The sequence below is a fragment of the Cupriavidus alkaliphilus genome (genome assembly GCF_014191175.1).
Taxonomy (GTDB): Bacteria; Pseudomonadota; Gammaproteobacteria; order Burkholderiales; family Burkholderiaceae; genus Cupriavidus; species Cupriavidus alkaliphilus.
On sequence record NZ_JACHWE010000002.1, the window covers coordinates 610,804 to 624,880 of the forward strand.

12 protein-coding genes are annotated in these 14,077 nt (G+C 70.0%); 5 read left to right on the plus strand and 7 right to left on the minus strand.

All coding sequences use genetic code 11. The features are described 5' to 3' along the window. Position 1: 1 nt before the first annotated feature. From pgaA to FHX60_RS09235, 4 genes are all read right to left on the minus strand, one after another. A complete protein-coding gene (gene pgaA, locus FHX60_RS09220; RefSeq protein ID WP_260163805.1) occupies positions 2-2,533 on the minus strand; it encodes a poly-beta-1,6 N-acetyl-D-glucosamine export porin PgaA in 2,532 nt (843 codons plus the stop codon). A gap of 170 nt (positions 2,534-2,703) precedes the next feature. Continuing rightward, positions 2,704-3,000 carry a hypothetical protein gene (locus FHX60_RS09225; RefSeq protein ID WP_183283151.1) on the minus strand — a complete coding sequence of 99 codons (297 nt, stop codon included), beginning with the start codon at positions 2,998-3,000 and terminating at the stop codon, positions 2,704-2,706. A 315-nt stretch (positions 3,001-3,315) separates the two neighbouring features. After that, positions 3,316-4,626: a sensor histidine kinase gene (locus FHX60_RS09230; protein WP_183283152.1), complete on the minus strand. Its 1,311-nt coding sequence runs from the start codon at positions 4,624-4,626 to the stop codon at positions 3,316-3,318. Then, positions 4,623-5,363 carry a response regulator gene (locus FHX60_RS09235; RefSeq protein ID WP_092315863.1) on the minus strand — a complete coding sequence of 247 codons (741 nt, stop codon included), beginning with the start codon at positions 5,361-5,363 and terminating at the stop codon, positions 4,623-4,625. Before FHX60_RS09235 ends, FHX60_RS09230 begins: the two co-directional genes overlap by 4 nt. Before the next feature lie 231 nt (positions 5,364-5,594). Here FHX60_RS09235 and FHX60_RS09240 point away from each other — a divergent pair, with 231 nt between their 5' ends. The 3 genes from FHX60_RS09240 to FHX60_RS09250 all read left to right on the plus strand — a co-directional run bounded on the left by FHX60_RS09240 (position 5,595) and on the right by FHX60_RS09250 (position 8,449). Further along, positions 5,595-6,308: a cytochrome c biogenesis CcdA family protein gene (locus tag FHX60_RS09240; protein ID WP_092315861.1), complete on the plus strand. Its 714-nt coding sequence runs from the start codon at positions 5,595-5,597 to the stop codon at positions 6,306-6,308. A 3-nt stretch (positions 6,309-6,311) separates the two neighbouring features. After that, a complete protein-coding gene (locus FHX60_RS09245) occupies positions 6,312-6,842 on the plus strand; it encodes a thioredoxin family protein (protein WP_183283153.1) in 531 nt (176 codons plus the stop codon). A gap of 272 nt (positions 6,843-7,114) precedes the next feature. Next, a complete protein-coding gene (locus FHX60_RS09250; RefSeq protein WP_183283154.1) occupies positions 7,115-8,449 on the plus strand; it encodes a nucleobase:cation symporter-2 family protein in 1,335 nt (444 codons plus the stop codon). Between the two features lie 19 nt (positions 8,450-8,468). Here FHX60_RS09250 and FHX60_RS09255 read toward each other — a convergent pair whose 3' ends face one another. After that, positions 8,469-9,044: a M23 family metallopeptidase gene (locus FHX60_RS09255; protein ID WP_112776630.1), complete on the minus strand. Its 576-nt coding sequence runs from the start codon at positions 9,042-9,044 to the stop codon at positions 8,469-8,471. A gap of 147 nt (positions 9,045-9,191) precedes the next feature. On the opposite strand from FHX60_RS09255, the gene FHX60_RS09260 reads away from it, so the two are divergent. After that, positions 9,192-9,506: a TFIIB-type zinc ribbon-containing protein gene (locus FHX60_RS09260; RefSeq protein ID WP_092315853.1), complete on the plus strand. Its 315-nt coding sequence runs from the start codon at positions 9,192-9,194 to the stop codon at positions 9,504-9,506. 59 nt (positions 9,507-9,565) lie between these two features. Here the strand turns inward: FHX60_RS09260 and ggt are convergent, their stop codons facing one another. Next, positions 9,566-11,182, minus strand: a complete 1,617-nt coding sequence (ggt, locus tag FHX60_RS09265; RefSeq protein WP_183283432.1) for a gamma-glutamyltransferase — start codon at positions 11,180-11,182, stop codon at positions 9,566-9,568. A 368-nt stretch (positions 11,183-11,550) separates the two neighbouring features. Between ggt and FHX60_RS09270 the strand changes: the two genes are divergently transcribed. After that, complete coding sequence (locus FHX60_RS09270) at positions 11,551-12,348, plus strand: AraC family transcriptional regulator (protein ID WP_183283155.1); 798 nt, start codon at positions 11,551-11,553, stop codon at positions 12,346-12,348. Between the two features lie 9 nt (positions 12,349-12,357). Here FHX60_RS09270 and FHX60_RS09275 read toward each other — a convergent pair whose 3' ends face one another. Beyond that, the gene (locus FHX60_RS09275) at positions 12,358-13,995 is read right to left on the minus strand and encodes a hypothetical protein (RefSeq protein ID WP_183283433.1); all 1,638 of its coding nucleotides are present in this window, start codon (positions 13,993-13,995) and stop codon (positions 12,358-12,360) included. Between the last annotated feature and the right edge of the window lie 82 nt (positions 13,996-14,077).

Below are 14,077 nucleotides of genomic sequence, written 5' to 3' on the forward strand. Positions count from 1 at the left end.
TTCAGAAGCGGTAGGTCAGGTCAAAGACGATGCGCAGTTCGCGCTCGCGCTGGCCGTCATAGGGGCGGCTGGTGCCGGTCACGGTGGCGCCGACTTCGAACACGTCGTTGGTGCGCCAGCGCTGGCCGTAGCCCAGCAGCAGGATCGCGCCGGTGCCGAAGCCGCGCTGGCTGTAGGCACCGGTGCCGGCCAGGAACTGCTGCTCCCAGACGGTCTCGTAGCGCCGGTACAGCGTGTGCGTCAGGCGCACCGACGGCAGCACGGTCAGGTCCGAGCGCGGGTTGTAGTACGGCGTGTCGGCGCGGCTGTTGCGCGACGCCCACAGGTCGACCAGCAGGTCGGCCTTCAGGTGCGGCGCGGTATAGAAGCGCTGCACGCCGGACACGCCCGCTTCGAGCCGGTCATTGCCGTCGCTGAAGCGCGACGGCGCCACGGTCAGCATCCATTCGCTGGCTTCGCTGCGGCGCCAGCGCGCGTAGGCCTGCACGGTGTCGGCATAGATGCCGTGCTTGAGCGCCTGCAGCGGCGTGCCGGTCGAGCGCAGCGCCGCCGAGGCGCCCACGCGCCAGCGGTCGTCGATGTCGTAGTCGGCGGCGATGCGGCCGCCCTGGCGTGCGCCCTGGCCATAGCCATGCAGCGACAGCTCGCCCTCGACGGTCAGGTCGCGCACGCGCCATTGCGCGCCGGCGCGCGCCCAGCGGTAATCGACGCGGCCCTCGTCGAAGCGGCCGGTGGCATAGCCGATGCCGCCGAAGGCGCGCCAGTCATAGTTGATCGGCGGCGTGTACAGCGCCGCTTCGATGCCGAAGTTGCCGTTGCCGACCACGGCGCTGTCATTGGCCAGCCCGCGGTAGCCTTCGATGCGCAGCTCGGCCTTGTTGTGGACCTGCCACTCGCGGTCGAGGCGCCGCGCGGTGAGGTCTTCGGGGAAGCGCGCCAGGGTGTCGTCGCGCAACAGCTCGGCCTGGCGCCATTCCTGCAGATCGAGCGCCGCGTGCCCCTGCTGCACCTCCACCGCGAGGCTGCGCGGGGTCTGGGTCTCGGCCAGCTTCAGCTCGCCCTCGGCCGCGCGCGGCCAGCCGCGGGCGCGGTAGACGTCAGCCAGCGCGGCGCGCAGGCCGGAATGGCCGGGCGCCTTGCGCACGAGTTCTTCCAGCTTCTGCTGTGCCGACCCGGTGGCGTCGGCCTGCAGTTCGGCGCGGCTGGCGGTCTGCTCGGCCTGCAGCCACAGGTCGTTGGGCTGGCGCATGGGCTGGCCGCGCACCCAGCGCCAGCGCGGCTGCTCGGCGCTGGCCTGCGCCACGGCCTGCGCGGCGGGATCGAAGGCCTCGGCCTCGGCGTGCGCGTAGTAGAGGCCGGTCTGGGCCTTGAGCCGGGCCTCGGCATCCAGGCCCTGCGGGAAGGCGTCGCGAACCTGGCGGAACAGCGGCGCGGCCTGCTCAGGCTGGCGCAGGTACAGGTAGGCGGCGGCGACATCGCCCAGGGCATAGGCCGGCACCTCGACGCCCTCGGCGCGCAGTGCCTCGTACTCGCTCGCCACCTCCTGCATCCGGACCCGCGCATGCAGCGCGGCGAGGCGGTCGATGCGCGCGCGGCGCAGTTGCGGCGCGGCTGGCGGCCCCAGCGCCTGCAGTGCGGGCAGCAACGCGTCATAGCGTGCCAGCGCGCGATCGGCAATGGCAAAGCGCTCGGCCTCGGTGCGCGTCGGCAGGTCGGCCAGGCGCACCAGCTCGGCCACGGCATCGAGCTCCAGCTCCAGCCGCGCGCGCTGGTCGAACAGTTCAGCATGCTCGCCGGCGACGCGCAGCGCCGCCTCCGGCAGGCCAGCGCGCTGCAGCGCGCCGACATATTCGCGTACGACCTCAGCGCGCTGCGGCGCGCGCAGGTACGCCTGGTCGACCTCGAACAAGGCCGCGTACGGCTCGCCGGCGCGCGCCTGCGCATAGGCCAGCGCCAGGCGGCTGTCGACAGCGGCGGGCTCGCGCTGCACCAGCGCCTGCCCCAGCGCCACCGCCTCGGCGGCCTGGCCGCGGTCGGCCAGCACCTTCACCTCGCCCAGCGCGAACACCGCTTGTGCAGGGAAGCGTTGCCGGCCCTCGCGATAGCGTGCCAGCGCCTCGTCCCAGCGTCGCTCGTCGCGCAAGGCGCCGGCCACGGCCGCCAGCACCTCCGGCGGCAGCGCCCGGGTCTCGTCCAGGTGGCCATGGGCTTCGAGCACTTCGCCCGGTCGTCCCGCCCAGCTGGCGATGACGATGCGGTCCCACGCCGCCCGCTGGTCCGCCGGGGCGCGCGCCACGCGCTCGCGCAGCATCGCCAGCGCGGGCCCATAGTCGCCGGCACGGGCGCGCCGGATCAATGCGTCATAGTCGGAATCTGCATGTGCGAGTGCCGGCAGCCAGCACATTGCCGCCAGCCCCGCAGCGAGGCCGGTGGTCAGTCCGGTGGTGAGTCCGGTACCCGGCCTTGCCGGTGCGCGCCGGCGCCCCCCCTGCCGCCGCAGCGTCCCGTCGCGGGCACGCTCACGGCGCTTCATCAGTGAATCCATGGGATCCGCAGCCTGTCTCTGTTTTGCCCAAGCTTGCGCCACGCGCCGATGGCGCAGGCGCACGTGTGCTTGAGGTCCGTTATCGGCTTATCGCAATGCGGCACGAGGACACGGAACCCGACCGGGCCTGGCCGGGAGCGAAAACCGGCAGAACAGGCCTACGGGATCCGGCGCGGCACCGAGGAACTGCGCCGGATGGCCATTCGCAGCGGGAATGGCGTCGTGCAACCGCAGGGGCCGATAAATCGGGCTGCGTTGCCGCAATGCGAAGGCGATTGTAGGGAGGGTTCCGCGATGAGATTGTTAATTTTCGCAAACGGATGGGCGACCGGATAAATGAATTCAATCACTAATTGGTCGATGTCGCGCCCGAGGTATCTGGAGGCGATCGCAGAATACGTAGCCTGCCCCGGCATGCGATCCAGCCAATATCCCAGCACAGGCAAGGCTTTCAAGGAAATCCATGCGCCGCCTTTTTGGGCTATGAAAATTCAACAGATTCCCACTGATTTACTCCAATAAATCTATCCAGCCATACCCATCACGCTAGTGATAATTGATTATGATTTTTATGACATAACCCAAATAGGCCAGGCGGCATTTATCCCCCGATCAGGGGATAGGATGGGATTTTTGGTTAACGGATTCGGGGGATTGGGCCGCCACGAGGACGGTGTGTGGAAAATCCGGGGGACTGACTTCGCGGGGGCGCCGACTCTCTCCCCCGCCCCTCTCCCGCCGGCAGGAGAGGGGCGAAAAAAAACTCGCTATCAGGCGGGCAGGCGCAGCGTGGCCTGCAGGCCGCCGCCTTCGCGATTGGCCAGTTGCAGCGTGCCGCCCAGGGCCTGCGTCAGCTGCTGCGCGATCGCCAGCCCCAGGCCGGTGCCGCCGGTGCCGCGGTTGCGCGAGGTTTCGAGACGGTAGTACGGCTGCATCACGCGCTCCAGTTCCGCCTCCGGAATACCCGGTCCGCGGTCCTGCACGGCGATCTGCAGCCAGCCATCGTCCTGCCGCGCCACCGCCAGCGTGACCTCGGCGCCGAACTTCAGCGCGTTGTCGATCAGGTTGGTCAGGATGCGCCGCAGCGCCTGCGGACGCGTCAGCAGCGGCGCGCCGGCATAGCCTTCGACGGCAATGGTATGGCCGGCGTCGAGGTAATCGCCGGCCAGGCTGTCGAGCAGTGCATCGGGATCGATGCGGGCCGGGGTCTCGGTGCCGCCCTGTAGGGTGCGCGCATAGGCCACGCCTTCGCGCACCAGGTGCTCCATCTCGCGCAGGTCGTGGTAGAGCTTCTCCTGGGTGGGGGATGCCTCCATCAGGTCCACGCGCAGGCGCATGCGCGTGATCGGCGTCTGCAGGTCGTGCGAGATCGCCGCCAGGATCTGCATGCGCTCATCCAGGTAGCCGGCGATGCGTGCCTGCATGGCGTTGAAGGCGGCGGCGGCATGGGCTACCTCGGTCGGCCCGGTTTCGGGCACGCGCTGCGCCTTCAGGTCCGGCCCCAGGTTCTCGGCGGCGCTGGCCAGCTGGCTGAGCGGACGCGTGACCACGCGCACCGCCAGCCAGGCACAGGCCACCAGCAGCGCCAGCTGCGCCGCCAGCATCGCCAGCAGCCACGGCGAGACCAGCGAACGCTTGGGCTGCACGTCGATCGTCAGCGGGCTGCCGTCATGCAGCTGCAGGTGTACCTGGAAACCGCCGCCCGGCTGGCTGCTGGCCGAGACCGGATAGCGGCCCTGCAGCGCCTCGGCAATGGTGTCGACGGCCCGGCGCGCCAGCGGGGCGCGCGGCGGCTCGCCCGGCGTGCCGGCATCGAGGCGGTAGCTGTAGTTCTCGCGCCGCACCCGCTCCAGCCAGGCCGAGCGCTGGTCGGGCGGCAGCATGTCGAGCATCGCCACCGAGCTGGCCACGTCGCGCTCCAGGTTGCCCAGCATCAGCCGGTCGGCCGCGCTCTTGCGCTCCATCATCACCAGGCTGTACGACAGGCTCTGCGCCAGCACCAGCCCGACCAGCAAAATCACCATCAGCCGTGCGAACAGCGTGCGCGGCCATGCCAGCCCCTTGCGCGTGCCCCCGCTCATGAGCGCTCCTCGCGGATTTCGACGGTGGCGCTGAAGACATAGCCGCCGTTGCGCACGGTCTTGATGTAGCGCGGCTCGCGCGCGTCGTCGCGCAGGCGCTGGCGCAGGCGGCTTACCAGCAGGTCGATCGAGCGCTCGAACAGCTCGGCGTCGCGGCCCTGGGTCAGGTTCAGCAACTGGTCGCGCGTAAGCACGCGCTGCGGGTGGTCGACGAAGACACGCAGCAGGCGGTATTCCGCGCCGCTGAGCGCGACGATCACGTCCTGCTCGTCGATCAGGTGGCGGGCGTCGGTGTCCAGCCGCCAGGGCCCGAACGCCAGCACGCTGGCGGCTTCGGTGACCTGCAGGTTGGGCGGCAGCATGCGCGTGCGCCGCAGCACCGAGCGGATCCGCGCCAGCAGTTCGCGCGCGGCAAAGGGCTTGACCAGGTAGTCGTCAGCGCCCATCTCCAGCCCCAGGATGCGGTCGGCCTCCTCGTTGCGCGCGGTCAGCATCAGCACCGGCAGGTTGCGCCGCTCGCCCGCGCGCAGGTCGCGGCACAGCGCCAGCCCGTCTTCGCCGGGCAGCATCAGGTCCAGCACCACCAGGTCGACCGAGCCCTTGTCCAGCGCCGCGCGCATCTCGCGCCCGTTGGCGGCCAGGGACACGCGCATGCCGCTGCGCTCGAGGTAGGCGGCAACCAGTTCGCGGATTTCGCGGTCGTCGTCGACGATAAGGATATGGTCCTGCGGGGTCATGGCGGGTCCCGGAATCAAAGAAAGAAAAAAAGGGGGGCGGCCGGCGCCGGCAAGGATGGCCGTCGCGTGGCCCGGTGCCGCCATTATGCGGCGCTGGCGGCGCTCTTTGTATCGCTGTGTATCCGGCTCGGGTCCGGACAAGAAACATTGCACAGCGGGCCGGATGCGGAAACAACGCCGATACGCCGGGACGGTGCAATGCAGTCATCGCCAATCCCGGAGTCCACCGCCATGATCGATGCCTACCTTGCCTTTGCCGCCGGCGTGCTGACGATTGCGTCGCCGTGCGTGCTGCCCGTGCTGCCCATGCTGCTGGGTGCTTCGCTGGGCGAAACCAGCCGCCTGCGCCCGCTGGCGATCGCACTGGGTTTCGTCTCCGCCTTTTCCGCCCTGGGCATTGTCTTCGGCGCGCTCACCAGCGCCTTCAGCGACGCCCCGGGCGTGATCCGCAACGTGGCCATCGCCATCCTTTTCGCCGCCGGGCTGGCGCGGCTGTGGCCGGCCGGCTTCGCCCGCCTCACGGCACCGTTGGCCGCGCCGTTCGCCGCGCTCACCGACCGCGCCGCCGGCGCTGGCAGCCGCGCCGGCAACGGCCTGGCCGGCGGCTTTGTGCTGGGCATGACGCTGGGCGCGGTATGGACGCCCTGCGCGGGCCCGGTGCTGGCCTCGATCCTGGCGCTGGTGGCCAAGGCGCAGGACCTGCACCGCGCCGCCGGCCTGCTGGCCCTGTTTGCCGCCGGCGCCGCCGTGCCGATGCTGGGCATCGCCTACGGCGGCCAGTTCGCCACCACCCATGTACGCCGGCTGGCACGCCATACGCCACGGCTGCAGCAAGCCTTCGGCGTACTGGTGGTGGCCACTGCCATCGCCATGTACTTCCAGTACGACACCCTTGCCGTCGCCTGGCTGACCTCGCTTTTCCCCGCAACCCAACCTGGAGCCTGAACCATGCCCCGCATCCTTCGCACCCTGTTTGCCGCAGCCGCCTTTGCCGCCGCCCCCCTGGCGATCCAGCCCGCCGCCGCCGCGCCCGCCAATTACGGCGCGGCGCCCGAGTTCACCGGTATCGGCAAGTGGCTGAACTCCGAACCGCTGACCCTTGCCGGCCTGCGCGGCAAGGTGGTGCTGGTCGACTTCTGGACCTACAGCTGCATCAACTGCATCAACACCCTGCCCCATGTGCGCAAGTGGTACGACAAATACCGCGACCAGGGCCTGGTCGTGGTTGGCGTGCACACGCCGGAGTATGCGTTCGAGCGCTCCACCAGCAACGTCCAGGCCGCGCTCAAGCGCTTCGACATCCGCTACCCGGTAGCGCAGGACAACGCCTATGCCACCTGGAATGCCTGGCGCAACCAGTACTGGCCGGCGCTGTACCTGGTCGATGCCAACGGCAACGTGGTCTACAAACACTTCGGCGAAGGCCAGTACGCCGAAACCGAAGCGGCGATCCAGAAGGCGCTGGCACAGCGCCGCTAAGCCTGAAAGCCGCCATGCGGGCGGCTTCCACGGCCTCCGCCTTGTCTTCCGGCGCATGGGAGTTGATACAAATTGTATGCAATCTTTGTATCAAGGTTCGCTGATCCCTGTTATTCTTGCACGCCTGTTGAGGCGGGATGCAGGTCCTGCCCGCCTCGCTCGCGGAGTTGCCGCACCTGGCCCGCGAGCGTGCACGAGGGCGCCGGGTTCCCCGCCCGGCGCCAGAAGAACAAGACAGCCCGGAACATCCGGGCAGACGACAGGAGACTCGAATGGCGCCCTTGCTATTCCAGGTGGAAGACCGCCCCCCACGGCTGACGACGTTCTTGCTGGCGCTCCAGCATCTGCTGGCCGCGCTGGGCGGCATCATCGCGGTGCCGCTGGTGATCGGCGGCGCGCTGCGCCTGCCCTCCGACCAGGTAGTGGCGCTGGTCAATGCGGCCCTGCTGGGCTCGGGCATCGTCACCATCATCCAGTGCAAGGGCGTGGGCCCGGTCGGCATCCGCATGCCGTGCGTGATGGGCACCAGCTTTGCCTTCGTCGGCGCGGCCATCAGCGTGGGCGTCGAGCACGGCGTGGCCGGCATCCTCGGGTCGGCGCTGGCGGGCTCGCTGGTGATGATCCTGGGCAGCTTCTTCATGCCGGCGATCCGCAAGCTGTTCCCGCATACCGTCACCAGCGTGGTCGTGACCATGATCGGCCTGTCGCTGATCCCGGTGGCGATCGACTGGGCCGCCGGCGGCCAGGGCAGCAGCCGCTACGGCGCCCCCGGCAACCTGGCGATTGCCGTCGCCGTGCTGGCGCTGGTGGTGGCGGTGGTGCAGTGGGACAAGGGCATGCTGTCGGCCTCGGCCATCGTGGTCGGCATTGCCGGCGGCTACCTGCTGTGCCTGGCGCTGGGGCTGGTCGACTTCACCCAGTTCCACCAGGCACCGGTGTTCGCCGTGCCGCAGCCGCTGCACTTCGGCATGTCGTTCCCGGTCTCCGGCATCGTCGCCATGTCGATCGCCTTCCTGGTCACCATCGTCGAGTCGACCGGCACCTTCATGGCGCTGGGCTCGGCCACGCAACGTCCGGTGTCCGGCAAATGCCTGTCGCGCGGCATCCTGTGCGACGGCTTTGGCTCGGCCTTCGCGGCGCTGGTGTGCAGCCCGCCGCTGTCCACCTTTGCGCAGAACGTCGGCGTGGTGTCGCTGACCGGCGTGGCCAGCCGCCATGTGGTGGCGCTGACCGGCGTGATGCTGCTGCTGGCCGGGCTGTTTCCGGTGCTGGGCGCGCTGGTGGTGACGATTCCGCAGCCGGTGCTCGGCGGTGCTGGCCTGATGATGTTCGCGATGATCGTCTCGGGCGGGATCCAGATGCTCAGCACGGTCCGCTTCACGCAGCGCAATACCCTGATCGTGGCGGTGTCGATCGGCTGCGGCCTGGCCGTGACCTTCCGTCCGGAACTGCTGGCCAAGCTGCCCGCCTTTGTCCACGAGGTGTTCGGCTCCGGCATTACGGTGGGCTCGCTGTCGGCGGTGATCCTGAACCTGCTGCTGCCCGGCGGGAAGGAAGAAGCCGCGGCCGAGGAAGACGGACACGGCACGGTCGGCGAGGCCGCCTGAACCGCAATCCCCGCCGGCGCTAGCGCGCGCCGACGGGCCCAGTCGGCCTGAGCAGCGGATAAGGATTGATCGCCCCGCGCGCGGTATAGATGCCGTAGTGCAGGTGCGGCGGCGTGCCCCGCGCATTGCCGGTCGTCCCCACATACCCCAGCACGGTGCCGGCGGCGATGATGTCGCCGGCGCGCACGCCGGCATACCGGTCCAGGTGGGCGTAGTAGTGCATCTGCCGCCCCGGCCCCATCACCCACACCACGTTTCCACCCAGTCGGTTGGTGCCGACGCGCGTGACGATGCCTTCGGTGGCCGACACCACTTCGCGGCCGCGCGGCGCGAAGATGTCGATGCCCTCATGCTTGCGCCCGCCGGAGCGCGCGCCGTGCCAGGTATCGCGCAGCGCCCGGGACGCCACGCCGGCGACCGGGACCGGCAGCGCCGCCGGCGCGGGCCGGGCGGACAGGCGGGCCGCGTAGATGGCGCGCTCCAGCGGCGGCTGCAGCCAGGGCCAGGCCAGCCAGGCCAGGCCGATCCACAGCGCCAGCCATGCCAGCCGGCGGACCCACGCAAGCACAGGGGGAAGGAGATGCGAGGCAGCCATATGCCTTCGACGGCAGCCTGGCATGCAAATTCCCCGCGCAAAACCCCTTCATGGGCCGCACGCGCCACTTCCGGCCGCCGTGCAGACCGAACCATCGCCGCCGCGGCCGGTCATAACTGGACCGTTTTCATTGCAACAGGAGAACCCATGGACTGTCCGGTGTGCCCGCAAACCCAACTCGTGATGTCCGAACGCCAGGGCATCGAGATCGATTACTGCCCCAAGTGCCGCGGCGTCTGGCTGGACCGGGGCGAACTCGACAAGATCCTGGAGCGCTCGGCGGCAGCCCCGGCGCAACAAGCCCCCATGCAGCAAGCGCCGCAGCAGCAGGCACCGGTGCACAATGCACCGCCGCAGCAGGGCTACCAGCGCGGCTACGGCGACCGTGACCGGGACCGCTACTACGAGCGCGAGCAGAAGCACTATCGGAAGAAGAGCATCTGGCACGAGCTGTTCGACTAAGCCGGCCAGAGATTGAAAGAAAGGGCGACCACGGTCGCCCTTTTCTCGTTTGCGGCCCGCTACAGTCCAGCCGCCAGGCCGTCGCCACGTGGATCGGCCGCGCCGTACATCACGCCGGTGACCGGGTCAATCAGGATCGCGCCGGCATGGCCCATGGCGTCGGTAAAAGCCTGCACCCGCTTCACCGGATGCCCGCGCCGCGCCAGTTCGGCGGTCACCGCCTCCGGCACGCGGCCCTCGATCTTGAGGTCGTTCGACGACACGCCCCAGTTGCGCCCGTAGAGCAGGCGCGGCGCATTGACCGCGTCCTGCGGCGACATGCCGAAATCGACGATGCGCGTCACCAGCGCGGCCTGGGTCTGCGGCTGCCCCTCGCCGCCCATGGTGCCGTAGACCAGGAACGGCTTGCCGTCCTTCAGCAGCAGCGCTGGGTTCAGCGTATGGAAGGTGCGCTTGCCCGGCGCCAGGTGATTCACATGCGCGGGGTCGAGCGAGAAGAACGCACCGCGGTTCTGCAGCAGCACGCCGGTGCCCCTGGGCACGATGCCGGAGCCGAAGTCGTGATAGACGCTCTGGATCATCGACACCACATTGCCGTCCTTGTCGGCGGTGCCGAACCACACCGTATCGCCGTGCGGATCCATCGGCTTCACGTCCGCGCCGGCGCGCAGCATGCTGATGCGCGCCGATTGCGCCTGCCCGTGCCGCGTCGACAGCAGCCGTTGCAGCGGGATCTGCACGAAGTCCGGATCGGCGAGATAGCGGTCGCGATCGGCAAACGCCTGCTTGGTCGCCTCCACCAGCACGTGGTAGTAATCCGCCGTGCCCTCCCCCAACGCGCGCACGTCGCGCTTGTCCAGGATGTTCAGTATCTCCAGCGAGGCGAAGCCTTGCGTGTTGGGCGGAACGTTGATGGCCTGGTAGCCGCGGTAGTTCACCGAGATCGGCTGGACCCAGTCGGCGCGGTGGCGCGCAAAGTCCGCCTGGGTCAGCACGCCGCCGTGCGCCTGCAGGTCGGCCACGATCTTGCGCGCAATCTCGCCCTGGTAGAACGCGGCGGCGCCACCTGACGCAATCTGCCGCAGCGTGCCGGCCAGATCCGGCTGGCGCAGCGTTTCGCCCATCCGGTAGGCCGATCCGTCCGGCTTCAGGAAGGTCTGGCGAAAGCCGTCGAAGCGCTGCAAGGCCCGGAATTCGGTGTCGGCCGGGTCGAGATTGATGCGGCTCCACGACGCCAGCGACGCCGACACCGGGAATCCGCCCTCGGCATGCCGGATGGCATCGGCCATCAACTCCGGCCAGGGCAGGCTGCGGCCCATGCCCTGGCGCGCGTACTGATATGCCGCTTCCCAGCCAGCGACGGTACCGGGCACCGTGATCGCCGACAGGTAGCCGCGCGCGGGAACCCGGTCGAGCCCCTTGTCCCGGTAAAGCGCGATGGTCGCGCGTTCGCCGGCGCGCCCGCTGGCATTGAGCGCGCGCACCTCGCGCGTGCGGGCGTTGTAGATCAGCCAGAAGGCGTCGCCGCCGATGGAGTTCATGTGCGGGTACACCACCGCGATGGTCGACGCCACCGCGATGGCGGCATCGACCGCATTGCCGCCGCGCTCCAGCACGCGCAGCCCGGCCTGCGTCGCCAGGCGGTTGGAAGAGGTCACCATGCCGCCGGTGGCCATCGGGTTGATACAGGCCGAAGGCGTGTCGCAGTACTTGCCGGCCTCGTCGACGGCCCATGCCGGCGCGGCGGCCAGCGTCAGTGCCGACCACATGCCGGCCAGGCGCAGAGTGGTGAAGAATCTTGTGCGGTGCATCGCAGGCTCCCTGGGTAACACAGCGAAGTTGCATGCCGGAGCGGACGCAACCGGCACGAGCGGTAGAGCGGATTGCCCGGATTGTCTTGTGGGGCGAGCGCAAGTTAGCCTGCGCCAAACAATCTGGCTAACGGCAAAGTCGCATCCGCTGTCGGCAATCGGACATGAGCGGACATCGGCCGCGGCGCTGCCCGTGCCGCCAGCCATCGCCCACCACTACCACCGGACCACGCATGCCTGCCCATGATCCCGCCCTGCGCGCGCTCGCGCGGCTGCCTCGCCCGCTGTACGGCCACATCGAAGCCCTGCCCAACCGCGTGCTGGGCTACCGCCACCGGCATCCCTGGTGCCAGTTCGCCTATGCCCTGCAGGGCGTGCTGGAGGTGTGGACCGACCGCGGGCGCTTTGTCGCGCCACCGCAATGGGCGGTGTGGATCCCGGCCGGCGTGGCGCACCGCGTGCGCTGCGCGGCCGGCACGCGCATTCGCAGCCTCTACCTTGACAACAGCGTGTGCGCGGTGGCGCGTCCGCGTTGCCACGTGCTGACGGTCAGCCCGCTGTTGCGCGAGCTGATCCGGACCTTCAGCCACCTGCCGGCCGAATACGATGAGCGCGGCGCCGACGGACGCCTGGCGCGCGTGCTGATGGACCAGCTTGGCGCCGCGCCCGAAGTGGAATTCATGCTGCCGCTGCCGGCCGATCCGCGCGTGCGCCTGGTCTGCAATGGCCTGCAGCGCCATGCCGACCGCGACACCAGCCTGGCGGCGTGGAGCGCGCGGCTGGCGGTCTCGGGCAAGACCCTGACGCGGCTGTTCCAGCGCGAAACCGGACTGACCTTCCGCGCCTGGCGCCAGCGGCTGCGGCTGCTCGACGCGGTGCCCCGGCTGGAGCGCGGCGAAGCCGTGACCGAGGTGGCGCTGGATTGCGGCTATGAGTCGCTGTCGGCGTTTATCGCGGCCTTCCGGCGGCTCTACAACATGACGCCGGGCGAGCTGGCGCGCGCCAACCGCGTCGTTCCCGCGGGCAGTTAGCGAACGCCGTCAGGCACGCTTGCGGTGGCGCCGCGCCGCTTCCGCCGCGGCGTCGCGCAGCGCCGGCGGCAGCGCGCGAACCTCGGCCGTGAAGAAGGCCCGTTCGGCCGGGCGCAACGCCGGCAGCTGCCCGGCCAGCCGCTCCACCGCGGCGCACGCGGCGGCGGTGGCGCCCTGTTCATGGGTCAGGTACCAGGCCGATTCCAGCAGCAGGTTGGCCAGCTGCAGCGGCGCCAGCCTGACGTGGCCGGCGTCATGGTCTTCCAGCGCGAAGGCGGCCACGGCCGACCAGCGCACGAAGCCCCTGGCCGGCGCGAACGGTGCATGGAACGGCCGCAGCGCCTCGACCGCGTCGCCCACTGAAAGCGGGCGCTGGCGGCGGAACACGGCCATGCTGTCGCTGGCGCTGGCCGGGCGGTCCAGCGGCGGCGCATCGGGCCCGCAGCTGCCGCGCGCGATGCGCAGCAGGAAGATCGCATTCCACGCCGTGCCGCCGCCGACGCCGAAGCGGTCGCAGATCCATTCCGACAGCCCCAGCCAGCGCATCGCCTGCCGCTGCACGGCGCTGGCGGAAAGGCTGCGCCCGCCGTCGATCAGCCCATGGCGCCAGAACAGCCACAGGCTCAGCCCGATATTGGCCGCGGCATGCTGCACGGCATCGACCGAATCGGCCTCGTATGCAGCCTGCAGCGCGCCCGAGAACGCGTCCAGCGCGCGCTGCGCCGCAGTCGCCGCGGCCGCATGCCCGGGACGCATGGCATCGGCCTTGTGCAAGAGTGCTTCGAGGTTCAGCACCTCGAAGCGCACGCGCGGGTTGTAGCGCACCACCAGGCGCAGCTCGGCATCGGCGTGCAGGTGCTCCAGCCCGGCACGCGCGCCCTCGCCATCGCCGCGCGTATAGCGCTCCCAGGCACGCACCACCTGCGCCATGGCCTGGAACGCCGGCGTGGCCGCGCCCGCGTCAGCCGCCTGTGCCAGCCGGTCGAAACGCCGGAGCGCGGCGCGGCTCTGGTCGAGGCGCCCGCAGCGGCGCCACGCCTGGCTTTCCTTCAGCAGCGACAAGGCCTGCTGGAAACCGTCGCCGGCAAGCCGGCGCGCCGCGCCGAAGGACTCGGCCACGGCGAAGCCGTGGGCGCCCGCATGGCCGTCCTGCGCGCTGCGCATGGCCTGCGTCAGTTCGCTCCAGAAGGCCATGTCGCGCATCACGTAGCCCGTGCCATCGCGCTGCGCCGGCGGCACGGAATGCGCGCCGGCAGGAAAGCCGAAATGCCGCGCCAGCGCAACCGGGCCCAGCGTGCGTCCGTTGGCGAAAAAGCGCAGCCGGCGCGCGCTGGCCGCCGTCAGCCAGAACGGCCCGCGGCTGCGCGGCGCCGGGTTGGCCGCGGCCGGATCCCGCGCGCGGTCCGCGCCCCACCCCATCACGACGCCCCAGCTTGCGAAGTCTGCAAACGCGCGCGACACCAGCATGCGCAGGTTGGCCGCCGTAGGGAACGCATTGCGTACCGCGGCGGCGGTGACTGCTCCCTCTGCGCTGCGATGCGCATGCCATGCGCGTGCGAGCAGCCACACCGACTGGTAGCGCGCGGGCTGCCCATCGACCCGGTAGGGACTCGACACATCGACATGGATCAGGGCAGGCGCGGGCATCGATTTGGCAGCAGGCATCAGTGGCAACGCCCGCCATGTTACGCAAGTTACAGATCACGCGGTTGGCGCTGCGCGAGCGCTC